The sequence below is a fragment of the Acidovorax sp. Leaf73 genome (assembly GCF_916855635.1).
GTDB classification, from domain to species: domain Bacteria; phylum Pseudomonadota; class Gammaproteobacteria; order Burkholderiales; family Burkholderiaceae_C; genus Acidovorax; species Acidovorax facilis.
Map to the genome: position 1 here is coordinate 507104 of NZ_CAKASI010000001.1, position 23845 is coordinate 530948.

Here is a 23845-nt window from a genome sequence, read left to right on the forward strand (position 1 = left end):
CTCAACACTTATTACCGTTTGGAGCACTTTGATGCACCATCGCCACCGCGCCGCAGTGACCCGTTTTTTCCAGCTTTTGGGCTTTGTCGTCGTCAGTACGGCGCTGGTTGTGCCGATTGCGCACTCAGGTGAGCGCTCCAAGGCGCCAGCCAAAAAGCAGCAAGTCAGTTCGGCCAATGCCAAGCGCGCTGCTCCGGCCCGCAAGGTCGCTACCAATACCCGGGCCGTGCGTGTCACGGCCAAGACCGCCAAGGCGCCGACCCGTGTGGCCTTTGTGCCTGCCAAGCAGTCGTTCGGGCAAATGGCGGGGCTGCATGAGGTGAGTGATCCGCTGGACCTGAAGTCCAGCGTCGCACTCGTCATCGACCAGGACACGCATGAAGTCCTGCTCAGCAAGAATGATCAGGCCGTGCTTCCCATTGCGTCCCTGACCAAGCTCATGACGGGCTTGCTGATTTCCCAGGCCAAGCTGCCGATGGATGAGCCCATTACGATCACCCAGGATGACGTTGACACCGAAAAAGGCAGCCGCTCGCGCCTGACCGTGGGCTCTACGTTGACCCGGGGCGAGATGCTGCACCTGGCGCTCATGTCCAGCGAGAACCGCGCAGCGCATGCGCTGGGTCGTACGTACCCTGGTGGCCTCGAAGCGTTTGTCGTGCAGATGAATGTCAAGGCCCGCCTGCTCGGCATGACCGATACCCGTTATGTAGAGCCAACTGGCCTTTCCAGCCGCAACCAGTCCAGCGCACGTGACCTGGCTACCCTGGTGAATGTGGCGCATGGTGATCCCCTGCTGCGCGAACTGTCCACCTCTCCGGGATATGAGGTGGCAGTGGGCCCCAAAACATTGCAGTACAACAACACCAATGGGCTGGTAAAAAACCCCACCTGGGACATTGGCCTCCAGAAAACCGGCTACATCTCGGAAGCAGGGCGCTGCTTGGTGATGCAAACCCAGATCGCCGGGCGCAAGCTCATCATGGTGTTTCTGGATTCGGCGGGCAAATTCAGCCGCCTGGGTGATGCTGAGCGTGTGCGCCATTGGGTGGAGTCGATGCCGTCATTGACGGCGCCTTTGCAGGCCCGTGCAGGGTCCAATGGGTGAGGCAGTTAGTTAATCCTGTAGCTTGTACGTCCTTCCCTCGTGCGCCAAGCATTTGGCGCTGGTAGCGTCGGCGGGATTTCGTGCCGACTGCCTTGTGCGCTGATTTGATGGATCCACCGGCCGACCGGGCATCACTGCCCGCGTCGGTTTTTTTTCAAGGATCAGGCCCGGCTGCGGCTGCGGTAGCTGTTGTGTCCCGAGGCTCAGCGAAGTCCCGGACGCAAACCCGCATCACCGGATGCCGACGCTTCCATGCTGGGTGTGTGACCCAGAGCCAGAGAAATTTCGTTGGCCGTGGCTTGGAGCTTGGGAAGCCATCCTTCGTCCAGTCGATCAGCGGGTGCTGATATGGACAGTCCGGCTACCAACTTGCCTTGGTCATCGTAGACGCCAGCGGCCATGCAGCGCACGCCCAGTTCCAGCTCTTCGTTGTCGCGGGCAATACCGTACTGGCGCGCTTTGGCGAGTTCACGCTCCAGGATGGGCAATTGGGTGATGCTGTTGCGGGTGTGTCCGGCCAGACCGGTTCGGGTGGCGTAGGCCCGCACGCGCTGGGGGTCGTCCAGGGCCAGAAAGAGCTTGCCTGTGGAGGTAAGGTGCAGAGGGGCCCGTCCGCCAATGGCGCGCACCACCTGCATGCCGGAGCGTTCACTGTAGGCACGTTCGACATACACAATCTCGTCGCCCTGGCGCATGCTCAGATTGACGGGCTGCTGGATCAGCTTGTGAAGATTGCGCATCGGGGTCAGGGCTGCATCGCGCACGCTCAGGCGCGCTTTTACGAGGTTGCCCAGTTCCAGCAGGCGCATGCCCAGTCGGTAGCTGCCCGATTCTGGCCGATCCACGAAACGGCCAATCGTGAGGTCGTTCAGGATGCGGTGCGTGGTGGACGGGTGCAGCCCTGTTTTCTCGCTGATTTCCTTGAGAGATATTGCCTCTTCGCGTGACGCCAGAACATCGATCAGCGTAAACATGCGTTCAAGCACCTGAACGCTGGGTTTGACGGGGATGCTGGGATCGTTTTTTTTCATGGACGGCGATGCAGTGACGGCCGCAGCATTTTATCTTGTGAAATGCAAGCCTGCATTCACGCGCTCTGATTCGCGCCCGGGCTGGAGCGATGCCACTGGCCATCGGTCCGGATCTCGTGGGGGTGAAAGCGCGCCTTGTAGTTCATCTTGGGGCTGGCCTCGATCCAGTAGCCCAGGTACACATGGGGCAACTCCAGGGAGCGTGCCTGGGCAATCTGCCACATCACGTTGTAGGTGCCGTAGCTGCAATGTGGCTCGGGTTCGTAGAAGGTGTAGACCGCCGAAAGCCCGTCGTCGAGCACGTCCAGGATGGACACCATCTTGAGCGCGCCGGGCTCTCCTGTTATGCCATCTGTTTCGCGGAACTCCACCAGACGTGAATTCACCCGGCTTTGCAGCAGAAACTGCGTGTATTGGTCGATGCTGTCATGGTCCATACCGCCGCCCGCATGGCGGCCGTTCTGGTAGCGCAGGTACAGCTGATAGTGCTCGGGTACAAAACACAGGCGCAATACCCGCGCCTGCAGGTTGCCGTGCCGCACGGTAGCGCGCCGCTGGCTCCGATCCGGCTGAAACTCGTTCACCAGCACGCGCAAGGGGGTGCAGGCCTGGCAGCCATCGCAATAGGGGCGGTAAGTGAACATGCCACTGCGGCGAAACCCCTTGGCCACGAGATCGGAATACACATCGCTCTGGATCAGGTGGCTGGGCGTGGCGACCTGCGACCGTGCCTGCCTGTCCGGCAGATAACTGCAGGGGTAAGGGGCTGTCGCGTAGAACTGCAGGGTCTGCAGTGGTAGGTCATTGAGTTGCGTCATGCCGTGGGCGCCGTGGAGGGCAGCAGCTCGTTCCAGTATACGGGTTCAAACGACCAGGAGAGGGCGGGCTGGTCCAGTGCGTTTTGGATGTGAGACAGGAACTGGGCTCGCGAGATTTCGTGGGCTCCCAATGAGGCCAGGTGCCGGGTGTTCTGTTGGCAATCAATCATTGCCACACCCTGGCGGCGGCACAAGGCCACCAGGGCTGCAAGCGCGATTTTCGATGCATCGGTAGCGTGGGCGAACATCGATTCACCGAACACTGCCTGCCCCAGTGCGACGCAATACAGGCCGCCTGCCAGTTTTCCATCGATCCAGGTTTCAACGCTATGAGCACTGCCCGCTGCATGGAGGCGGGTGTAGGCTTCAACCATCTCGGGCACGATCCAGGTGCCAGCCTGCCCGTCGCGCTCCTTGGTAGCGCAGGCCGTGATCACTTCCAGGAAGTTGTGGTCTATGCGGATCTCGCAGGCTGTATTCGCTCGGAATGCCTGCAGGGTCCTGCGAAGCGAGCGATGGAGTCGGAAGTTCGCCACGGGCAAGACCATTCGTGGATCGGGAGCCCACCACAGGATGGGTTGCCCGGGGCCGTACCAGGGGAACGTGCCCTGGGCATACGCCGCTCGCAGATGCGCTGCATCCAGCGTGCCACCGGCAGCCAGGAGTCCGGGGGCGGGGTCGTCGGGTCCCCATGCTTTCGCAGGGTCGGGTAGCGGATCTTCAAGCTCCAGCCAAGGCAGTTGCGGGGGCATGGGGTTGCAATACAAATAGGACTTGCGCAAATCGGGGTGCAACGGCCGCCTCGCCTTGGGATGGGCCGATTGCCTGGGCCTGTTTTGCGCAAGTCATGACAAAGAACTGTATTGTCAGGCAGGCACAGGGGTGGTGGATTTTCTTGAGGCGTATGAATGAAAAAGCCCACCATGCGTGAACATGGCGGGCTTCTTGGCTGGCTCCTCGACCTGGGCTCGAACCAGGGACCTACGGATTAACAGTCCGGCGCTCTACCGACTGAGCTATCGAGGAATGATCGGTATGTAAAAGGCCCCGCGTACACATGCAGGGCCTGCAAAATTCTTGGCTCCTCGACCTGGGCTCGAACCAGGGACCTACGGATTAACAGTCCGGCGCTCTACCGACTGAGCTATCGAGGAACAAGACTTAGATTATATACATAAAAATTGGGGCTCCGAAGATTTGACGGCGGGTTCTTGCGTGGTGTTGCGGTCGCGTGCCGAGGTGTGCGAATGACGGCCAACTTTCACTACTCCGGTGAGGGGAAGGGCGGGCTTCAGGGCTCGGGGCGGTGCCACAGCCAGGCTGCCACGCAAACCATGGAGGTGATGGCGATACCCACCACCCACGGCCGAGTGCCCGTGGCGAACAGCACGATGCCGCTCAGCGCCATCAGCAGTGTGGCACTCCACTTGGCCCGCCGGCTGACCTTGCCGCCCTGGGCCCAGTTGCGAAGCAGGGGGCCGAACAAGCGATGGTTCCACAGCCAGCGGTAGAGCCGTGGCGAGCTGCGGGCTGCGGCCCAGGCCGCCATGAGGATGAACACCGTGGTCGGCAGTCCGGGAACGATCACACCGATGATGCCCATGACCAGGCACAGCACGGCAAATGCGAGCAGCAGCCAGCGCACGGGCCAGGGCAGGGTGCGCAGTGGCGGCGCGGCGTCTTCGTGGGACTCGGTGGGGGGCTGGGGCATGTCCGTTATTGTGAATGCCCCGGCGGCAGCACCGGGGCGTGCGCACGCGCTATGCTGCCGCAGCAGCGCATGCGCCGCTTTTCTCTTGACCTGAATGCACCTTCGATGACCATCCACACCATCCTGAAGATGGGCGATCCGCGCCTGCTGCGTGTTGCCCAGCCTGTCACTGAATTCGATACCGATGCGCTTCACCTTCTGGTGCGCGACATGTTCGAGACCATGCAGTCTGTCAACGGAGCGGGGCTTGCGGCGCCGCAGATCGGCGTGGATCTGCAGCTCGTGATTTTTGGGTCTGGCGAGCGCAATCCACGCTACCCGGACCGGCCCGTGGTCCCTCCCACCGTCTTGCTCAACCCGGTCATCATGCCCCTTGGTGATGAGGAGGATGAGGACTGGGAAGGTTGCCTCTCGGTGCCAGGGTTGCGCGGCAAGGTGCCCCGCTGGTCGCGCATTCGCTATACCGGGTTTGATCCGTATGGCGACCCCATCGACCGCACGGTGGAAGGGTTTCATGCCCGGGTGGTGCAGCACGAATGCGACCACCTCATCGGCAAGCTCTACCCCATGCGGGTGCGCGATTTCACGCAGTTCGGCTTTACCGAAGTGCTGTTCCCGGACATCAGTGCCAACGAGGACGACTGATGCCTCCGCCTGACAGGCGCACATCCGTCACCGGTGTACCCGCACCGGGATAGATCTTGCTGTGGGTGATGGATTCGTGCGCCTGGTTGCTGAAGCTGCTCAGGGTGAAAGATGTCAAAAAAGGCCGCTAGCGCTTTCTGGTAAAACGCTGGTAGCTATTAAAAAGAGAGCATTTTTTCGAGCATGGCTCACGCGGACAGTTCGCGCAGCAGCTCGGTCTCGATCTCGATCTGGCGGGCGTTGTTCTGCAGCTCGGGGCCCTGGATCAGGAAGGTGTCTTCCACCCGCTCCCCCAAGGTGCTGACCTTGGCCAGTTGCACGCTCAGGTGGTGCTGCGCCAGGATACGGGCCACCAGGTAGAGCAGGCCCGCCCGGTCGCTGGCCGAGATGGCCAGCAGCCAGCGCTGGGCCTTTTCGTCGGGTCGCAGGGTGACGCGCGGTGCCACCGGAAAACTCTTGACCCGGCGCGAGACCCGCTTGCGGGCGGGCTCGGGCAGCGGGCCACCGGCCTCGATCACACGCACCAGATCGCTTTCGACCATGTGCGTCAGCTCCCGGTAGTGCCCCGGCTGCGATGAAGCCACCACCTGGAAGGTGTCGAGGGCATAGCCGTTGTTCGCGGTGTGCACGCGGGCATCCAGGATGGAAAACCCCGCGCGGTCGAAATATCCGCAGATGCGCGCAAACAGATCGGCCTGGTCGGCCGCATACACCATCACCTGCAGCCCGTCGCCTGCCAGCGACTGGCGCGCGCGCACCACAGGCTTTGCCGTGCCGACATGGCGCGACAGGTGGCGCGTGTGCCAGGCGATGTCGGCAGCCTCGTGCCGCATGAAATAGCTCACGTCCAGTGTGGCCCACAGGGCCTTGTGTGCCTCGAAGGGCAGGGCGCTCAGGGCCAGCAGCACCAGCGCCTCGCGCTTGCGGGCCTCGATTTCGGCGGCAGCGTCGGGCGCCCGGCCGCCCAGGGTGCGCAGCGTGGCGCGGTACAGGTCTTCCAGCAGTTTGCCCTTCCACGCATTCCACACCTTGGGACTGGTGCCACGGATGTCGGCCACGGTGAGCAGATACAGCGCGGTGAGATAGCGTTCGTTGCCCACGCGCTGTGCGAACGCGGCGATCACGTCGGGATCGCTCAGGTCTTCCTTTTGGGCGATGCGGCTCATCGACAGGTGTTCACTGACCAGGAATTCGACGAGTTTTGCGTCCTCGCGGGCGACGCCGTGTTGGCGGCAAAAGCGCCGGACTTCCACGGCGCCGATCTGCGAGTGGTCGCCCCCGCGGCCTTTGCCAATGTCGTGGAAAAGTGCGGCAATGTACAGGATCCACGGCTTGTCCCAGCCGCCGGCCAGCTGCGAGCAAAAGGGGTACTCGTGCGCGTGCTCGGCCATGAAGAAGCGCCGCACATTGCGCAACACCATCAGGATGTGCTGGTCCACCGTGTACACGTGGAACAGGTCATGCTGCATCTGACCGACGATGCCGCGAAACGCCCACAGGTAGCGGCCCAGCACCGAGGTCTGGTTCATCAGCCGCATGGCATGCGTAATGCCCGAAGGTTGCAGCAGGATGCGCATGAAGTTGTCGCGGTTGACCGGGTCGCGGCGGAATGCGCCATCCATCACGCCGCGTGCGTTGTACAGCGCGCGCAAGGTGCGGGCTGACAGATCTTTCAGGCCCACCGTGGTCTGGTAGAGCAAAAAGGTTTCGAGGATGGCGTGTGGGTCGCGCGTGTAAAGGTCATCGCTGGCCACCTCGATGAGTCCGGCCTTCTCGAAGAAGCGCTCGTTGATGGGGCGCGGCTCGTGCGTCGAGGGATTCAGGCGCTCTTCGATGTTCAGCAGCAGGATCTGGCTGAGCTGCGATACAGCCTTGGCCGCCCAGTAGTAGCGTCGCATGAGGCTCTCGCTGGCGCGCATGGGCAGCCGCGATCCGTCGGGCGCCTGTGAGCGGTAGCCAAACGACTCGGCCACGGCGGTCTGCAGGTCAAACACCAACCGGTCTTCATGCCGCCCAGCGGCGGCATGCAGGCGCGCACGGATGAGGCACAGCACCGCCTCGTTGCGCTCGATCTGGCGCACCTCGAACGCGGTGGCCATGCCGCTGGCGGCCAGCTCTTTCCAGTTGCGGCCCAGCCCCGCGGCCTGGGAGACCCACAAGATCATCTGCAGGTCGCGCAGCCCCCCAGGAGACTCTTTGCAGTTGGGCTCCAGCGAATAGGGCGTGTTCTCGTACTTGTTGTGGCGCTGGCGCATCTCCAGTGTCTTGGCCACCAGAAACGCCTGGGGATTCATCTGCGCGCGGTACTGTCGCTGGAAGTCTTCAAACAGCGCTGCGTTGCCGCACACGAGGCGTGATTCAAGGAGGGAGGTCTGCACGGTGACATCGCCCGCACTTTCGGCCAGGCATTCGGCCACCGTGCGCACGCTGGAGCCAATCTCCAGCCCCGCATCCCAGCAGCTGCCGATGAAACCTTCGAGCTGGGTGCGCAGTGCGCTGCCCGCCTCGGGCGCCGCACCATCGGGCATCAGCAGCAGTACATCCACATCCGAATAAGGAAAGAGCTGGTCGCGCCCGAAACCGCCCACCGCCACCAGGGCCATGTCGGCAGGCAGTTCGGCGCGCTGCCACAGCGTTTGCAGCAGGTTGCCTGCCAGGGTGGACAGCTTGCGCAGCAGCACCCGGATGCCGCGTGTGGAGGCCCCCGTCGCTTTCATGGCGGCCAGCAGCGCCGCTTTGTCGCTGCGGTAGGCGTCCCGCAGGACGTGCACTTCAGGCAGGGCATGGATTTTGGTCATGGTCGTCGAAGGTCGCGCTGAAGAAGGGCCATGCAAAAAGCCATGCAAGAGTTGTGCGAGCCGGCTGGCAGGGGCCGGCGAGCGGGTCAGTTCTTGGTCGCGGTCACAAACGCCGGGAGCGGCGGCGAGCCTGCCGACAGCGTCATGACTTCATAGCCTGTTTCGGTAACCAGCACCGTGTGCTCCCACTGGGCTGACAGGCTGTGGTCCTTGGTCACGATGGTCCAACCGTCGTTACCAAAGTCTTTTACCTCGCGGCGTCCTGCGTTGATCATGGGCTCGATGGTGAACACCATGCCGGGCACCAGTTCTTCGAGCGTGCCGGGGCGGCCGTAGTGCAACACCTGGGGCTCTTCGTGGAATTTTTTACCAATGCCATGGCCGCAGAACTCGCGCACGATGGAAAAGCCCTGGCCTTCGGCAAACTTCTGGATGGCGTGGCCGATGTCGCCCAGATGTGCGCCGGGCTTGACCTGCACGATGCCGTGCCACATGGCATCAAACGTGATGGCCGACAGCCGCTTGGCGGCGATCGAGCATTCGCCGATCAGGTACATGCGGCTGTTGTCGCCATACCAGCCGTCCTTGGTGATCACAGTCACGTCCACATTGACGATGTCACCCTTCTTCAAAGGCTTGTCGTTGGGGATGCCGTGGCACACCACATGGTTGACCGAGGTGCATAGCGAGGCCGGGTAGGGTGGATAACCCGGTGGCTGGTAGCCCACGGTGGCCGAGATGGTGCCCTGCTGGGCCATGCATTCGGCGCCCAGGCGGTCGATCTCTTTGGTGGTGATGCCGGGCTTGATGTGGGGGGCGATGTAGTCCAGTACTTCGGAGGCCAGACGGCAGGCCAGGCGCATGCCCTCGATGTCCTCAGCGCTTTTGATGGTGATGCTCATCCCCGGATTATCCCATTGGCCCCCGCGCCACGCAGGCGGTGCGGCCATGCCCGGTAAAATAGTGCGCTCCGGTCCTGGCTGCACGCTGGCGCCCGGAGCCACCCTCTACCCCTGACACCCCCCAACAGGCCGCTACCGTGACCTTGCACATGACCACGCTGGCGGGCGGCAACGCCCTCAGCTCCTTCCGCGCCCAGCAACTTCAACCCGCCCTGGAGGCGATCCACCCCAAGATCAGCGGCATTGCAGCGCGTTTTGTGCACCTGGTCGCTACCGACGCGGCCCCTACACCCACTGAGCAAGAACGTTTGGCCGCGCTGTTGACCTACGGCGACCCTTATGCGGGCCCCGAAGACGGCGCCGTGCTCATCGTCACGCCCCGCCTGGGCACGCTCTCGCCCTGGGCCTCCAAGGCCACCGACATTGCCCGCAACTGCGGCATCGCCATCCGCCGGGTCGAGCGCATCACCGAGTACCGCATCAGCCTCAAATCCGGTCTGCTGGGCAAGACCCCCGAGCTGACGGCCGAGCAGCTGGCCCAGGTGGCCTCATTGCTGCACGACCGCATGACCGAATCGGTGGTGGCCGACCGCAGTGCCGCTGCCGCCCTGTTCACCGAACTGCAGCCCGCGCCCATGGAGCATGTGGACGTGCTGTCCGGCGGCCGCGTTGCACTGGAAGCCGCCAACACCCGCTTTGGCCTGGCCCTGGCCGATGATGAAATCGACTACCTCGTGACTGCCTTTACGGGCCTCGCGCGCAACCCCACCGACGTGGAGCTGATGATGTTCGCGCAGGCCAACAGCGAACACTGCCGCCACAAGATCTTCAACGCGCAGTTCACCATCGACGGCGTGGCGCAGGACAAGAGCCTGTTCGGCATGATCCGCAACACGCACCAGGCGGCGCCCCAGCACACGGTGATCGCGTATTCGGACAACGCTTCGGTGATGGAAGGCCACCAGGTCGAGCGGTTTGTGGCAAAAATGGGATCTGGCGCTGATCCATCAAGCGCCAATAGCTATCAAAAGAGTAGCGTTACCCAGCATGTGCTGATGAAGGTGGAAACCCACAACCACCCCACGGCCATCTCGCCCTTCCCCGGCGCATCGACCGGCGCAGGCGGCGAGATCCGCGACGAAGGCGCCACAGGCCGGGGCTCCAAGCCCAAGGCGGGCCTCACGGGCTTCACGGTGTCCAAGCTCTGGGGCAGCACCGTGGGCAAGCCCGAGCACATTGCCAGCCCGTTGCAGATTATGGTCGAAGGCCCCCTGGGCGGCGCGGCGTTCAACAACGAATTTGGCCGGCCTAACCTGAACGGCTACTTCCGTGAGTACGAGCAAGAAGTCGGCGGCGTGCAGCGCGGCTACCACAAGCCCATCATGATCGCGGGCGGTGTGGGCGTGATCGATGCCGAGCTGACGAAGAAGATTGAGTTTCCCGCCGGTTCGCTGCTGATCCAGTTGGGCGGCCCCGGCATGCGCATCGGCATGGGTGGCAGCGCCGCCAGCTCCATGGCCACTGGCACCAACGCGGCCGAGCTGGACTTTGACTCGGTGCAGCGTGGCAACCCCGAGATCGAGCGCCGCGCGCAAGAGGTCATCAACCACTGCTGGGCGCAGGGCGCGGCCAACCCGATCCTCGCCATCCACGACGTGGGCGCAGGCGGCCTCTCGAATGCCTTTCCCGAGCTGACCAACGACGCAGGCCGTGGCGCACGCTTTGACCTGCGCGCGGTGCAGCTCGAAGAGTCGGGCATGGCGCCCAAGGAAATCTGGAGCAACGAATCGCAAGAGCGCTACGTGCTGGCCATCGCGCCCGAGTCGCTGGAACAGTTCAAAGCCTTCTGTGAACGCGAGCGCTGCCCGTTTGCCGTGATCGGCACGGCCACCGAAGAGCGCCAGCTGGTGCTGCACGACCCTGCTGCTACGGCCGACGACCAGAAGCTGCCCGTGGACATGCCCATGAACGTGCTGCTGGGCAAGCCGCCCAAGATGCACCGTGACGTGAAGACCGTGGTGCGTGAATTCGCGCCCATGGACTTGACCGGCGTGCCGCTGCAAAAAGCCGTGATCGACGTGCTGGCCCACCCCACGGTCGCCTCCAAGCGCTTCCTCATCACCATCGGAGACCGCACTGTGGGTGGCCTGAGCCACCGCGACCAGATGGTCGGCCCCTGGCAGGTGCCCGTGGCCGATTGCGCCGTGACCCTGGCCGACTACAAGGGCTTTGCGGGCGAGGCCATGAGCATGGGCGAGCGCACGCCGCTGGCCGCCATCAACGCGCCCGCCTCGGGCCGCATGGCGGTGGCCGAAGCCATCACCAACTTGCTGGCTGCCCCCATCGAGCTGCCGCGCGTGAAGCTGTCGGCCAACTGGATGGCCGCGTGTGGCGAGCCCGGCGAAGACGCCGCGCTGTACGAAACCGTGAAGGCCGTGGGCATGGAGCTGTGCCCTGCGCTGGGCATCAGCATCCCCGTGGGCAAGGACAGCCTGTCCATGCGCACGCAGTGGAGCGAAGGTTCTGAGAAGAAGAAAGTTACCTCGCCCGTCAGCCTGATCGTGAGCGCATTCGCTTCGCTGTCCGACGTGCGTGGCACGCTCACGCCCCAGCTCAACGCCACCGAGGCCGACACCACCCTGGTGCTGATCGACCTGGGCAAGGGCCAGAGCCGCATGGGCGGCAGCATCCTGGGCCAGACGCTGGAGCAAAGCGGCGATGTGGTGCCCGATGTGGACGACCCGAAAGACCTGGTCAACCTCGTCAACGCCGTGAACGCACTGCGCGCCAAGGGCCAGATCCTGGCGTACCACGACCGCAGCGACGGCGGCCTGCTGGCGGCTGCCGCCGAAATGGCCTTTGCGGGCCATGTGGGCGTGGCGCTGAACGTGGATTTGCTGGTCACTGAAGGCGACGGCATCAGCGACAGCCGCATGGACACGGGCGATGCCAAGAACTGGGCAGGCCAGGTGGGGGCTCGCCGCGAAGAGCTCACGCTGAAAGCCCTGTTCAACGAGGAACTGGGTGTGTTGCTGCAGGTGCGTACTGCCGAGCGCAACGACGTGATGCAGACCTTGCGCGAGCATGGCCTGTCCAAGTTCAGCCACTTCGTCGGCAAAACGCGTCCTGCATCGTCCGAGATCGACGCAGGCAAGGGCGAGCTGCAGGTCTGGCGCGATGCCAAGGCTGTATTCAGTGCGCCGCTGGCCGACCTGCACCAGGTGTGGGACGCGGTGAGCTGGAAGATTTGCCAGCAGCGCGACAACCCCGCCAATGCCGATGCCGAACACGCCGCAGCGGGCGAGCCCACCGACCCCGGCATGCACGTGCACCTCACGTTCGACGCCACTGATAACGTGGCGGCGCCATACCTGAACCTCGCCAAACCCAAGGTCGCCATCCTGCGCGAGCAGGGTGTGAACTCGCACATCGAGATGGCCTACACGTTCACGGAAGCAGGCTTTGAGGCCTACGACGTGCACATGACCGACCTGCAGACTGGCCGCGTCAAGCTCGAAGACTTCAAGGGCGTGGTGGCCTGCGGCGGCTTCAGCTACGGCGACACCTTGGGCGCGGGCATCGGCTGGGCGCGGTCCATCACTTTCAACCCCGTGCTGGCCGCGCAGTTCCAGGGCTTCTTTGGCCGCCCCGATACGTTTGGCCTGGGTGTTTGCAACGGCTGTCAGATGTTTGCCGAGCTGGCCGACATCATCCCTGGCGCGCAGGACTGGCCACGCTTCACCACCAACCAGAGCGAGCGTTTCGAAGCCCGCCTTTCGCTGGTGGAAGTGCTCGAATCACCCAGCCTGTTCCTGCAGGGCATGGCCGGCAGCCGACTGCCGATTGCGGTGGCGCATGGCGAGGGTTATGCCAACTTCAAGTACCGGGGCAACGCCGACAAGGCCATTGCCGCCATGCGCTATGTGGACAACCACGGGCGCGCGACGGAGCAGTACCCCTTCAACCCCAACGGCAGCGCAGGCGGCCTGACGGCGGTGACCACGGCCGACGGTCGCTTCACGGCCATGATGCCGCACCCCGAGCGCGTGTTCCGCAACGTGCAGATGAGCTGGACGAGTGAAGACAAGGCGCAGTACAGCGGCTGGATGCGCATTTGGCGCAACGCGCGCAAGTGGGTAGGCTGATCCGGCGCTGATCATCTGCACCGCTGCGGCGGTTGTTGCCAAAAGGCTGGCCCCTCATGGGGTCGGCCTTTTGTTCGTGGAGCCAACCATTGAGAAATGTGTGCGGCGCGGGTGAAATGCGGCAATCCAAGGGCTGCTCCGCAACGAGGGCCTGGCCCCCCCTCGGGGGAGGTGCTCCCGGCGGCTCAGGGGCTTATCCCATCTTGCGTTGGTAGATCAGCAGGCGGCCCTTGTAGGCCGGGCGGTCTTCCAGGGCCGGGTGGTCCAGGCGCTCCTCCACCACTTCAAACCGGTGCACTGCCATCTGCTTGTGGAAGGTAGAGCGGTTGCCCCGGTTCGGGTCCACGATCCAGATCTGCGCGCCCTGGCCGGCGTGGCGGTCCAGAAAACTGGCCAGCGAGGCGCGGGCGTCGCGTTCATACAGCACATCGCTGCCCATGATGAGGTCGAACTGACCTTGTACCGCGCCTGTTCCCGCGGCGGCGTCCGCGCCCCACTGGCCCGTGCGGTACTTGAGGGGCGGCAGGCCGTTCAGCCGGAGGTTCTCCAGCAGAAACGTTGGTGCCAGCGGGTGGCAGTCGCTGGCGGTCACATCCATGCCGCGCCGGTGGCACACCAGGCTTGCCAGGCCCAGGCCGCAGCCAATCTCCAGCACGCGCTCGCCGGTCAGCAAAGGGCGGCTGGCCATGCGTTGTGCCAGCTGTGCCCCCGATGGCCAAAGCAGGCCGAACAGGGGCCACGCGGCCGACGATATGCCAAGCGCCTCGGCGGCTCCCAGTGGATCAGAGAACTGCTGCCTGTCGAGCAATGATCGAATGATCAGGTCGGCTGCGCCATTGATGGCGATGTCTTCGTGTTTGGTGAGGTAGCCGGGCATGGCTTGGGCATGAAGCCCGAATGAGAGCACATGCTCCAGGACCCCAGAGGTGATGGGTGAGGGCGCGAGTATGCGCTTTATGCGGGGCGGCATTCGCGCCATCCATCGCTGGGCGGAGCAAGGGGCGGCACGCGGGGGGAAACAGGTCGCACATGGGCCGCCCAGATCGAGGGGTCTGTGCCGCGCGGCGCCGTTGGCCTGGGCGTTGCTATAGTCCGGCGCACGCATGGCGGCATGCCCGCCGATTTTGTACAGACTTATTTCAAGGATTCCCCATGGCCACTGGCAGCCTGCTTGCCCTGTTGGACGATATCGCCACCATCCTCGACGACGTGGCCCTCATGACCAAGGTGGCGGCCAAGAAGAGCGCTGCCATGGCCGATGACGTGTCGGTCATGACCAAGGTGGCCGCGCAGAAGACGGCGGGTGTGCTGGGGGATGACCTGGCACTCAATGCCCAGCAGGTCACCGGGGTGCGGGCCGAGCGCGAAATCCCTGTGGTCTGGGCCGTGGCCAAGGGCTCGATGATCAACAAGGTCATCCTGGTGCCTGCCGCGCTGCTGATCAGCGCGTTTGCGCCCTGGGCGGTCACGCCTTTGTTGATGGTGGGGGGCGCATTTTTGTGTTTTGAGGGCTTTGAAAAAGTGGCTCACAAGCTGCTGCATGCCCAGCACCAGGATGAGGCCGAGCACGAAAGCCATGCCAAGGCCAATGCGAACCCGGCGGTGGACCTGGTAGCCTTTGAAAAGGACAAGATCAAGGGCGCGGTGCGCACCGACTTCATCCTGTCGGCCGAAATCATTGCGATCACGCTGGGCACCGTGGCCAGTGCACCGTTTACGCAGCAGGTGGCCGTGCTGTCGGGCATCGCCATCATCATGACCATCGGTGTGTATGGCCTGGTGGCGGGCATCGTCAAGCTCGATGACCTGGGCCTGTGGCTCAACAACAAGGCCAGCAGCGTGGCCCGTGCCGTGGGGGCAGGCATCCTGCGCGCTGCTCCCTGGCTCATGAAGGGCCTGTCCATTGCTGGCACGGCGGCGATGTTTCTGGTGGGCGGCGGCATCCTAGTGCATGGCGTTCCGGTGCTGCACCATGCTGTAGAGGGCGCAGCTGCCGCAGCAGGCCAATGGCCGACGGGCGGGTTGTGGAAGGTGGTGGTGGAGAATCTGCTCAACGCGGTCGTGGGCATCGTGGCCGGGGGTCTGGTGCTGGCCGGTGTCACGCTGGTGCAGCGCCTGCGCGGCAAGTCCACAGCGTGAGAATGGGTATGCCTTGATCTAGGTCTAAGGGTTAGTACGGGGGTCTTGAGATAGGGCAAGGTCGGCGGGTGGATGCAGCGGTTCAATACATGCACGGGGGTCGTCCCCGTCCAACCGATGCGAAATCACCATGAAAAAAACTCTGCTGGCTGTAGCCGCTCTGTGTGTTCTGTCTTCTGGCGCTGCGCTGGCGCAACAAGCAGAAGGCCCCTGGATGGTCCGCGCGCGCGCTGTCAACCTTGACAGCGCCAACAAGGACAGCACGCCGCTGGGCCTGACGGTCAACGACAAGACCATCCCTGAAGTAGACATCACCTACTTCTTCAACAAGAACATCGCCGCCGAGCTGATCCTCACCGTCCCCCAGAAGCACACCCTGCGTGCGAGCGGCGCTGCCATTGGCACGCTCAAGCACCTGCCTCCCACGCTCACTGTGCAATACCACTTTGACGTAGCCGGCTTTAAGCCCTACGTGGGTGCGGGCCTGAACTACACGCGCTTCTCCGGCGTGCACCTGCCCGCTGGTGTGGACATTGACCGCAACAGCTTTGGCCCCGCCTTGCAAGCCGGTGTGGACATTCCGCTGTCCAAGAACCTGTACCTGAATTTCGACGTGAAGAAGGTCTACATCAAGACCGACGTGAGCGCAGGCGGTGCCAAGCTGGGCACCTTCAAGGTGGACCCCGTTCTGGTGGGCGTGGGTCTCGGCTGGCGCTTCTAGTGTCGTGTTGCAGGCTTGACGGCACATTGAAAACCGATGGATTTTTGGTCAGGGCAAGGCGCAAACCACAGCGATACCGGTAGGTATCGCGAGGATTTGCAACGCAGCCCTGGCCGAAAAGACGCGGTTTTAAGTGCCGGACAGCGTGCAACACCACACGAGGGAGTCTGAGGTCAAGGCTGGCCCTGCATTCCTGGCAGCAAGAGTTCTCCAAGGTTAAAAGGGCTGGCGCCTGCGCCAGCCCTTTTTTTTGTGGGTGCGAAAATGGCTTACACACAGCGGCAGGCGAGGCGACGCACAATGGCGTGAAGGGAGCGTGTGGGGCGTGCCGCCGTGTATGCGCCCCAGGTGCCTCTGCTTTTTGACCACCCGGCGGCGCTGCCGCACCCAACGTCTCACTGACCCATGCTTCTGCCTCGCTACTCCGACATTACGCACGGGCTGACCCAGCGGCCCGCACGCATCTCCCCCAAGTATTTTTACGACCAGCACGGCTCGCAGCTGTTTGAGGCCATCACGCGCCTGCCGGAGTACTACCCCACGCGCACCGAGATGGCCCTGATGCAGACGCATGCGGACAGCATTGCAGGCACGGTGGGCCCGGGGCGTACCCTCATCGAACTGGGCGCAGGCAACTGCCAGAAGGCCCGCACCCTGTGCCGCCTGGTGCAGCCAGCGTGTTTTGTGGGTGTGGACATTTCAGCGGATTTTCTTGAACAGGCGGTGCAGGGGCTGCGCGACGACTTCCCCGCGCTGGATGCCCGCGCACTGGCGGGCGACATGACCCTGGGGGTGGCACTGCCGGACGACATTCCCCGCACCGGCCGGCTGGTGTTCTACCCGGGCTCTTCCATCGGCAACTTCGATCCCCCGCATGCCCTGGAACTGCTGGGCCACATGCGCGAGCTTGTGGATGACGATGGCGGCCTGCTCATCGGCATCGATCTGCCCAAGGACGTGGCCGTGCTGGAGGCGGCCTACGACGATGCGGCGGGCGTGACGGCCGAGTTCAATCGCAACGTGCTGCGCCACGTGAACCGCCTGATCGGCAGCGACTTTGATGTGGCGCAGTGGCAGCACCGTGCGTTCTTTAACCCCGAGGCGTCGCGCATTGAAATGCACCTGGAGGCGACGTCCGATACCGAGGTGTGCTGGCCCGGCGGCGGCCGCAGGTTTGAGCAGGGCGAGCGCATTCACACCGAGAACAGCTACAAATACCCCTTGCCCGTGTTCACCGACATGCTGGCCCGCGCTGGTTTTGCACAGGCCCAGGCGTGGACGGACGAGCGCGGCTGGTTTGCGGTGGTGCACGCGCGTCCCTGATCAGTGGCTGCAATGACCATGACATCCAACACACTGCAGTCCCGCTACACCGCCGTGCGCGGCCGCTCGGTGGCACTGGCGGCGCCCCTGTCGCCCGAGGACTGCAGCGCGCAGTCCATGCCGGACGCCAGCCCCACCAAATGGCACCTGGCGCACACCAGCTGGTTTTTTGAAACCTTCGTGCTCGAAGCGCACGAACCCGGGTTTGCGCCGTTTGCGCCCGCGTTCCGGGTGCTTTTCAACTCTTACTACAACGGTGTGGGGGCCAAGCACCCGCGCCCGCAGAGGGGGCTGCTGACGCGCCCCGCGCTCCATGAAGTGCTGGCCTACCGGGCCGATGTGGATGCCCGCATGGCGCGCCTGTTGTCGACCGTGGCGCACGATGCCGCTTTGTGCGCATTGATCGAACTGGGCTTGCAGCACGAGCAGCAGCACCAGGAGTTGATGCTCACCGACATACAGCACCTGCTGTCGTGCAACCCGCTGTTCCCTGTCTATGCGGCGGCTTGCGATGTGGTGCCACCGCCCGTGGCTGCAACTTTGACGTGGCATTCTTTCGACGGAGGGCTCATCGAAATCGGCCATAAAGGCGAAGGCTTTGCGTTTGACAACGAAGGCCCACGCCATCGCACGTACCTGCACCCTTACGCACTGGCTTCGCGCCTTGTTACCCAGGCTGAATTTGCGGCCTTTGTGGAGGGCGGGGGCTACCAGAACCCCATGCTCTGGCTGGCGGAAGGTTGGGATTGGCGGGCAGCACAGGGTCTGAATCGCCCGCTGTACTGGCACCGCGTGGAGGGGGCGTGGCATCACTTCACGCTCTCGGGGTTGCAGCCATTGCAGGGATCGCAGCCTGTGGTGCACCTCTCGTACTACGAGGCTGATGCTTACGCGCGCTGGGCGGGAGCCCGCCTGCCCACCGAGGCCGAATGGGAGCACGCGGCCGCGCGGGATGCCGACCCCGTGGCGCAGCTCTTTGGCGTCGCCTGGCAATGGACACAGTCGAGCTACGCCCCGTACCCCGGCTTTCAGGTGGCGGCAGGTGCCGTGGGCGAATACAACGGCAAGTTCATGGTGAATCAGTACGTGCTGCGGGGCTCGTCCTGCGCTACGCCACCGGGGCATGAGCGGCTGACCTACCGCAACTTCTTCCCGGCCACCGCGCGCTGGCAGTTCACGGGCATCCGGCTGGCGCGCGACCTGGGTTGATACGGGGCTCTGCCGTCCCGAAGGCTGCTGTAGACAGCGGCGAACCACACGTTTTTGGTGGGGTAGGGCTCTCCTACAATCGCGCTCGCTCGCCCTGCCGGCGCAGCCACGGCGCGCCGTGCTACCAACCCCTTTTGACCCGTGAGACTCCCATGACCGCTTTGCGAACCCTGTCCTTGTTGTGCCTGTGTGCTGCGCTGGGCGCTTGCAGCCAGATCGATACCGGCAATGTGGGCGTGGAACGCACACTGGGCAAGGTGGGGCAGGAGGCCCTGCCGCCAGGGCTGTACTTCACGCTGTTCAAAACGGTGGACGAATTCACCGCCAAGGAGGTGAGCTTCTCGCTGGAGAACCTCACCCCCAAGAGCCGCGACAACCTGACCATGCAGGACGTGGACATCGACATCTATTTCAAGACCACGCCGGCCTCCATCCCTACGCTGTTCGTCAAATACCAGGGCGATGCGGTGCAGCACAGACAAGTGGTCAAAGACGGCACGGCGGACCTGCTGGTGGCCTACAGCCGCGTGCAGCGCGAAGCCCGTGAAGCCATCTACAAGGCCATTGCCCAGATGGATGCGACCACCATGCACACCAAGCGCGCCGAGCTGGCAGAAAGCGTGCGCACCACCTTGCAGGCCGAGCTGGACGCCACGGACAAAGGCGCCTTCACTGTCACCGCCGTGAATGTTCGCAACATGCTGACCGACAAGGCCATCGAATCCGCCATCCGCCAGCGCGCCGAGACGGACCAGGCGATCGAGAAAAAGCGCAAGGAGATCGACCTGGCCAAGGCCGAGGCAGAGCGCCTGATCGTGCAGGCCGAAGGCGAGGCACGGGCCAACCAGATCATCAGCGCATCGCTCACGCCCGCGCTCAAGGAAATCCGGCTGGCCGAGATCCAGCGCGACACCGCCCTGGCCATTGCCAGCAAGCAGGGCAACACGGTGCTGATGGGCGGCGGTGCTGCACCACTGGTCAGCGTGGGCCGGTGAAACAGGGGGCCAAGCGGTGCCACTGTGGGTTGATTTGCTATTGAAATAATAGCTAATAGCGCTTGCCAGTCAAGTGCTGGAGGCTAAAACCACTTGAAATTTTGAGTGGCCACGCGCCTTCAGCGCATGGCCACTCGCAGTTCACACCTTGTCGAGCGCCTGGGCCAGGTCGGCCTGCAGGTCGTTGATGTGCTCGATGCCCACCGACAAGCGCACCATGCCCTCGCTCACGCCGGCCTTGGCCAGCTCCTCGGGGTTGAGCTGGCGGTGGGTGGTCGATGCGGGGTGCGTGGCGAGGGACTTCGCATCGCCGATGTTGACCAGGCGTGTGAAGAGTTGCAGCGCATCCAGAAAACGTGCACCGGCCGCACGTGGGTCGGCGTCGCTGTTCTTCACGCCAAAGCTCAAAATGCCCGAGGCCTTGCCGCCTGACTGGCGCTGCACCAGCGCGTGGTCCGGGTGGTCGGGCAGACCAGCGTAGCGCACCCATTCCACCTTGGGGTGGCTTTGCAGGTATTGGGCAATGGCCAGCGTGTTGTCGCAGATGCGGTCCATGCGCAGGGCCAGGGTTTCGATGCCTTGCAGGATGAGGAAGGCGTTGAGCGGCGCCAGCGCCGCACCCGTGTTGCGCAGTGGCACCACGCGTGCACGGCCGATGAAGGCAGCCGGGCCCAGGGCCTCGGTGTAGACCACGCCGTGGTAGCTCACATCGGGCTCGTTCAGGCGCGGGAAGCGGGCCTTGTGCTCTGCCCACGGGAACTTGCCGCTGTCCACAATCGCGCCGCCCACGCTGTTGCCGTGGCCGCCCAGGTACTTGGTGAGCGAGTGCACCACGATGTCCGCGCCGTGCTCGATGGGGCGCAGCAGGTAGGGGCTGGGTACCGTGTTGTCCACGATCAGCGGCACGCCGTGGTCGTGCGCCACCTTGGCCAGCGCGGCGATGTCGGTCACGTTGCCCAGCGGGTTGCCGATGGACTCGATGAAGATGGCTTTGGTGCGCGCGTCGATGTGCTGCGCAAAGCTGGCCGGGTCACGCGGGTCGGCAAAGCGCGTGGTGATGCCCTGCTGCGGCAGCGTGTGGGCAAACAGGTTGTAGGTGCCGCCGTAGAGCGTGCTGGCCGACACGATGTTGTCGCCCGCCTCGGCAATGGTCTGGATGGCATACGTGATGGCCGCCATGCCCGAGGCCACGGCCAGCGCGGCGATGCCGCCTTCCAGTGCCGCGACGCGCTTTTCGAGCACGTCGGTGGTGGGGTTCATGATGCGGGTGTAGATGTTGCCCGGCACCTTCAGGTCGAACAGGTCCGCGCCGTGCTGGGCGCTGTCAAACGCGTAGGCCACCGTCTGGTAGATGGGCACGGCCACGGCCTTGGTGGTGGGGTCGGGGCTGTAGCCGGCGTGGACGGCCAGGGTTTCGATTTTCATGAAGCTTGTCTCTTTCGTTGAAGGGAAGGGAGTGGCACCACCGGTCTCCACCCGTGGCTGGGTGGAGCTCGGTGCGCCGATGGCGCGGGCCATTCTGGCACCGCTGGCCGCTGGCGTCATCGAATCGTTGGCTATGTGCTTATGACGTTCTTGTGCGGGTTGGGCAACCTCACGCCGCAGGCTCGTCCATGGCGCTGTCGATGGGCTCTGGCGCGGTGCGCCGCTTCTGCTGACTGCGCCGCCAGGCCTTCTCGATTTCCACGACCACGAGCACCACCAGCGCGGCGCCAATGCACAGCGCTAGCTCGCCAATACTCAGCGGCTCCGTGCGGAATATGGGGTTGAGCCAGGGCACGTAGATGGTGGCCATCTGCAGCGCAAAGGTGAGCAGCACGGCGCCCAGCAGCGGGCGGTTGCTCAGCAGGCCCAGGCGCCAGATGGGTTCGGATTCGGAGCGGATGGCGATCACGTGCGCCATTTGCGCCAGCGTGAGCACGGTGAACACCATGGTCTGCCAGTGCGCGTGGCCGGTGTGCAGGGCCCAGGCCTGCACCGCCAGGCACAGCCCACCAATGAGCAGGCCCACGCCCAATATGTGCTGCCACATACCGTGGGCAAACAGGCTTTCGCGCGGCGCTCGGGGCGGGCGCTGCATGATGCCGCGTTCGGCCGGTTCGGCGGCCAGCGCCAGGCCGGGCAGGCCGTCTGTGACGAGGTTGACCCACAGGATGTGGATGGGCAGCAGCGGAATAGGCAACAGCAACAGCGGCGCGAGAAAGATGGTCCAGATCTCGCCCGAGTTGCCCGTCATCGCGTAGCGCACAAACTTGCGGATGTTGTCGTAAATGCGGCGGCCCTCGCGCACCGCCGCAACGATGGTGGCGAAGTTGTCGTCCAGCAGCACCAGGCTCGACGCCTCGCGCGCCACGTCGGTACCGCCCTGGCCCATCGCAATGCCGATATCGGCGCGTTTGAGGGCCGGGGCGTCGTTCACGCCGTCGCCTGTCATGGCCACGAAGTGGCCCTGGGCCTGCAGCGCCTCGACGATGCGGATCTTCTGCGCCGGGTCCACGCGGGCGTAGACCTGCACTTGTTCCACGCGGGCGCGCAGGGCGGCATCGTCCAGTGTTGCGAGGTCTGCGCCGGTGAGCATAGGGGCATCGCTACTCTTCACAATGCCCAGCCGGTGCGCGATGGCGCGCGCGGTGGCGGGGTGGTCGCCCGTGATCATGACCGGAGTGATGCCCGCGCTGATGCAGTCGCGCACTGCGGCCTGGGCCTCGGCGCGGGGTGGGTCGATGAGGGCGATCAGGCCCAGCAGCTCCAGCTGGTTTTCGACCGCGTCGATGTCGTTGGTGTCGGGCAGGCGGGCGTGGCTGCGGCGGGCGAGGGCCAGCACCCGCAGGCCCTGGGCGGCGAGCTGCTGGGCGGTGGCGAGGACCTGGGCCGTGTCCAGTGCGGCAGCGCCTTCGGGCGTCCAGTGGGCGGTGCAGCGGGGCAAGACTGATTCCGGCGCGCCCTTGGTGTAGGCCACAAAACCATCGGCAGCGCGGTGGAAGGTGGTCATGCGCTTGCGTTCAGAGTCAAAGGGCTGCTCTTGCACGCGGGGGCTGCTCACATCTAGTTGGGCCTTGTCCAGCCCGCCGGCGTGGGCGGCGAGCACTAGCGCGGTTTCGGTGGGGTCGCCCAGCCACTGGGTGCCTGAATGACCCTCTTCGTTCTTTGTCTGGAGCGTGGCGTCGTTGCACAGCGCGGCGGCGCGCAGGGCCTCGGCATGGGCGGGGCCGGGCAGGGGGTCACCGGGCACCCAGCGCACGCCGTGGGCCAGCAGCAGCTCGGCATGCATGCGGTTTTGCGTGAGGGTGCCGGTCTTGTCCGAGCAGATGGTGGTGACCGAGCCCAGGGTTTCGACCGACGGCAGGCGCCGCACCAGCGCATGCACGGCCACCATGCGGCGTGCGCCCAGGGCCAGGAGCACGGTGACCACCGCAGGCAGTGCCTCGGGGATGGCGGCCACGGCCAGACTGATGGCGGTGAGGGCCATGAGCAGCGGCGCCTCGCCGCGCAGCACACCCACCACAAAGATCACCGCGCAGATGCCCAGCACCGCGATCGCCAAGCGCTTGCCAAAGGCCGCCAGGCGCAGTTGCAGCGGCGTGCTGCGGTCGCCGGTGTCGAGCAGCGTGGCCACCTTGCCCAGCTCGGTGTGCATGCCGGTGGCCACCACCAGGCCGCGTGCCCGGCCATGCGTGGCCGTGGTGCCCTTGAAGGCCATGTTGGTGCGGTCGCCCAGCGCGCCCACATCCTCGGCGGCCAGGGCCTCCGTCTGCTTGGCTACGGTGACGGACTCGCCCGTGAGGGCCGATTCATCCACCTGCAGCTGCGCAATCTCGATCAGCCGCAGGTCGGCCGGAATCTGGTTGCCCGCCTCCAGCAGCACGATGTCGCCCGGCACCAGCGCCGTGGCGGGCAACACCTGCACGGCTCCGCTGCGCAGCACCGTGGCGTGCGCCGCCGCCAGCTGGCGCAGCGCCGCCATGGCCTGGTCGGCGCGCCAGGCCTGAACAAAGCCGATGACGGCATTGAGCACCACGATCACCAGGATGACCAGCGTGTCGGTGACCTCCCCCACCAGGCCCGAGATGACGGCGGCGCCCAGCAGCACCAGCACCATGAAGTCCTTGAACTGGTCAGCCAGCAGATGCCACCAGGGGCGGTCTTGCCCCGCCGCCAGCTCATTGGCGCCGTGGGTGGCGCTGCGGCGCAGGGCTTCGTCGGGGTGCAGGCCCGCATCGGGGTTGACGCCATGTGCCTGGGCGACGGCCTCGGCGGTGTGCAGGTGAGGGGCTTGAGGAGGGGGCATGCGGCAATCTGG

General features: G+C 64.6%; 18 protein-coding genes and 2 tRNA genes. 8 read left to right on the forward strand and 12 right to left on the reverse strand.

Translation table 11 applies throughout. The annotated features are described in order from the left end of the window. Positions 1–31 precede the first annotated feature (31 nt). Complete coding sequence (gene pbpG, locus LPA35_RS02470; RefSeq protein WP_121506717.1) at positions 32–1108, forward strand: D-alanyl-D-alanine endopeptidase; 1077 nt, start codon at positions 32–34, stop codon at positions 1106–1108. Between the two features lie 203 nt (positions 1109–1311). Here the strand turns inward: pbpG and LPA35_RS02475 are convergent, their stop codons facing one another. The 6 genes from LPA35_RS02475 to LPA35_RS02500 form a co-directional block, all read right to left on the reverse strand. Continuing rightward, positions 1312–2139: an IclR family transcriptional regulator gene (locus tag LPA35_RS02475; protein ID WP_055393786.1), complete on the reverse strand. Its 828-nt coding sequence runs from the start codon at positions 2137–2139 to the stop codon at positions 1312–1314. Positions 2140–2195: 56 nt separating this feature from the next. Beyond that, positions 2196–2957 (reverse strand): arginyltransferase, encoded by a 762-nt coding sequence (locus LPA35_RS02480; RefSeq protein ID WP_121419810.1) that lies wholly within the window; start codon positions 2955–2957, stop codon positions 2196–2198. After that, positions 2954–3709 (reverse strand): leucyl/phenylalanyl-tRNA--protein transferase, encoded by a 756-nt coding sequence (gene aat / locus LPA35_RS02485; RefSeq protein WP_228894853.1) that lies wholly within the window; start codon positions 3707–3709, stop codon positions 2954–2956. The genes LPA35_RS02480 and aat overlap by 4 nt, the downstream gene beginning before the upstream one ends. A 198-nt stretch (positions 3710–3907) precedes the next feature. After that, a tRNA-Asn gene (locus tag LPA35_RS02490) sits at positions 3908–3983 on the reverse strand. A gap of 52 nt (positions 3984–4035) precedes the next feature. After that, positions 4036–4111, reverse strand: a tRNA-Asn gene (locus tag LPA35_RS02495). 137 nt (positions 4112–4248) lie between these two features. Beyond that, the gene (locus LPA35_RS02500; RefSeq protein WP_055393793.1) at positions 4249–4668 is read right to left on the reverse strand and encodes a YbaN family protein; all 420 of its coding nucleotides are present in this window, start codon (positions 4666–4668) and stop codon (positions 4249–4251) included. A 105-nt stretch (positions 4669–4773) separates the two neighbouring features. On the opposite strand from LPA35_RS02500, the gene def reads away from it, so the two are divergent. Beyond that, positions 4774–5313, forward strand: coding sequence for a peptide deformylase (gene def, locus LPA35_RS02505; RefSeq protein ID WP_228895933.1), 540 nt, complete (start codon positions 4774–4776; stop codon positions 5311–5313). Here the strand turns inward: def and LPA35_RS02510 are convergent. The 3 genes from LPA35_RS02510 to map all read right to left on the reverse strand — a co-directional run bounded on the left by LPA35_RS02510 (position 5291) and on the right by map (position 9013). Then, positions 5291–5431 carry a hypothetical protein gene (locus LPA35_RS02510; protein WP_228894854.1) on the reverse strand — a complete coding sequence of 47 codons (141 nt, stop codon included), beginning with the start codon at positions 5429–5431 and terminating at the stop codon, positions 5291–5293. The two genes, def and LPA35_RS02510, sit on opposite strands and share 23 nt — an antisense overlap. A 70-nt stretch (positions 5432–5501) precedes the next feature. After that, entirely contained in the window at positions 5502–8111 is a 2610-nt protein-coding gene (locus tag LPA35_RS02515) for a [protein-PII] uridylyltransferase (RefSeq protein ID WP_228894855.1), read from the reverse strand. Positions 8112–8197: 86 nt separating this feature from the next. Next, positions 8198–9013: a type I methionyl aminopeptidase gene (gene map, locus LPA35_RS02520; protein ID WP_228894856.1), complete on the reverse strand. Its 816-nt coding sequence runs from the start codon at positions 9011–9013 to the stop codon at positions 8198–8200. Between the two features lie 137 nt (positions 9014–9150). On the opposite strand from map, the gene purL reads away from it, so the two are divergent. Further along, positions 9151–13158, forward strand: a complete 4008-nt coding sequence (gene purL, locus LPA35_RS02525) for a phosphoribosylformylglycinamidine synthase (protein ID WP_228894857.1) — start codon at positions 9151–9153, stop codon at positions 13156–13158. Between the two features lie 193 nt (positions 13159–13351). Here the strand turns inward: purL and LPA35_RS02530 are convergent, their stop codons facing one another. Continuing rightward, on the reverse strand, positions 13352–14035 hold the full coding sequence (locus tag LPA35_RS02530) for a methyltransferase (RefSeq protein ID WP_228894860.1): 684 nt from the start codon (positions 14033–14035) through the stop codon (positions 13352–13354). A gap of 275 nt (positions 14036–14310) precedes the next feature. On the opposite strand from LPA35_RS02530, the gene LPA35_RS02535 reads away from it, so the two are divergent. The 5 genes from LPA35_RS02535 to LPA35_RS02555 all read left to right on the forward strand — a co-directional run bounded on the left by LPA35_RS02535 (position 14311) and on the right by LPA35_RS02555 (position 19545). Then, a complete protein-coding gene (locus LPA35_RS02535; protein WP_218299543.1) occupies positions 14311–15297 on the forward strand; it encodes a DUF808 domain-containing protein in 987 nt (328 codons plus the stop codon). Between the two features lie 130 nt (positions 15298–15427). Then, positions 15428–16018, forward strand: a complete 591-nt coding sequence (locus LPA35_RS02540) for an OmpW family protein (RefSeq protein WP_228894862.1) — start codon at positions 15428–15430, stop codon at positions 16016–16018. A gap of 405 nt (positions 16019–16423) precedes the next feature. Then, positions 16424–17341, forward strand: a complete 918-nt coding sequence (egtD, locus tag LPA35_RS02545; protein ID WP_228894863.1) for an L-histidine N(alpha)-methyltransferase — start codon at positions 16424–16426, stop codon at positions 17339–17341. A gap of 18 nt (positions 17342–17359) precedes the next feature. Continuing rightward, on the forward strand, positions 17360–18550 hold the full coding sequence (gene egtB, locus LPA35_RS02550) for an ergothioneine biosynthesis protein EgtB (RefSeq protein WP_370641333.1): 1191 nt from the start codon (positions 17360–17362) through the stop codon (positions 18548–18550). Positions 18551–18702: 152 nt separating this feature from the next. Beyond that, positions 18703–19545 carry an SPFH domain-containing protein gene (locus tag LPA35_RS02555; RefSeq protein ID WP_228894866.1) on the forward strand — a complete coding sequence of 281 codons (843 nt, stop codon included), beginning with the start codon at positions 18703–18705 and terminating at the stop codon, positions 19543–19545. 141 nt (positions 19546–19686) lie between these two features. Here the strand turns inward: LPA35_RS02555 and LPA35_RS02560 are convergent, their stop codons facing one another. Further along, on the reverse strand, positions 19687–20970 hold the full coding sequence (locus LPA35_RS02560) for an O-acetylhomoserine aminocarboxypropyltransferase/cysteine synthase family protein (protein ID WP_228894867.1): 1284 nt from the start codon (positions 20968–20970) through the stop codon (positions 19687–19689). Positions 20971–21139: 169 nt separating this feature from the next. After that, positions 21140–23833, reverse strand: coding sequence for a cation-translocating P-type ATPase (locus LPA35_RS02565; protein ID WP_228894868.1), 2694 nt, complete (start codon positions 23831–23833; stop codon positions 21140–21142). Positions 23834–23845: the final 12 nt, after the last annotated feature.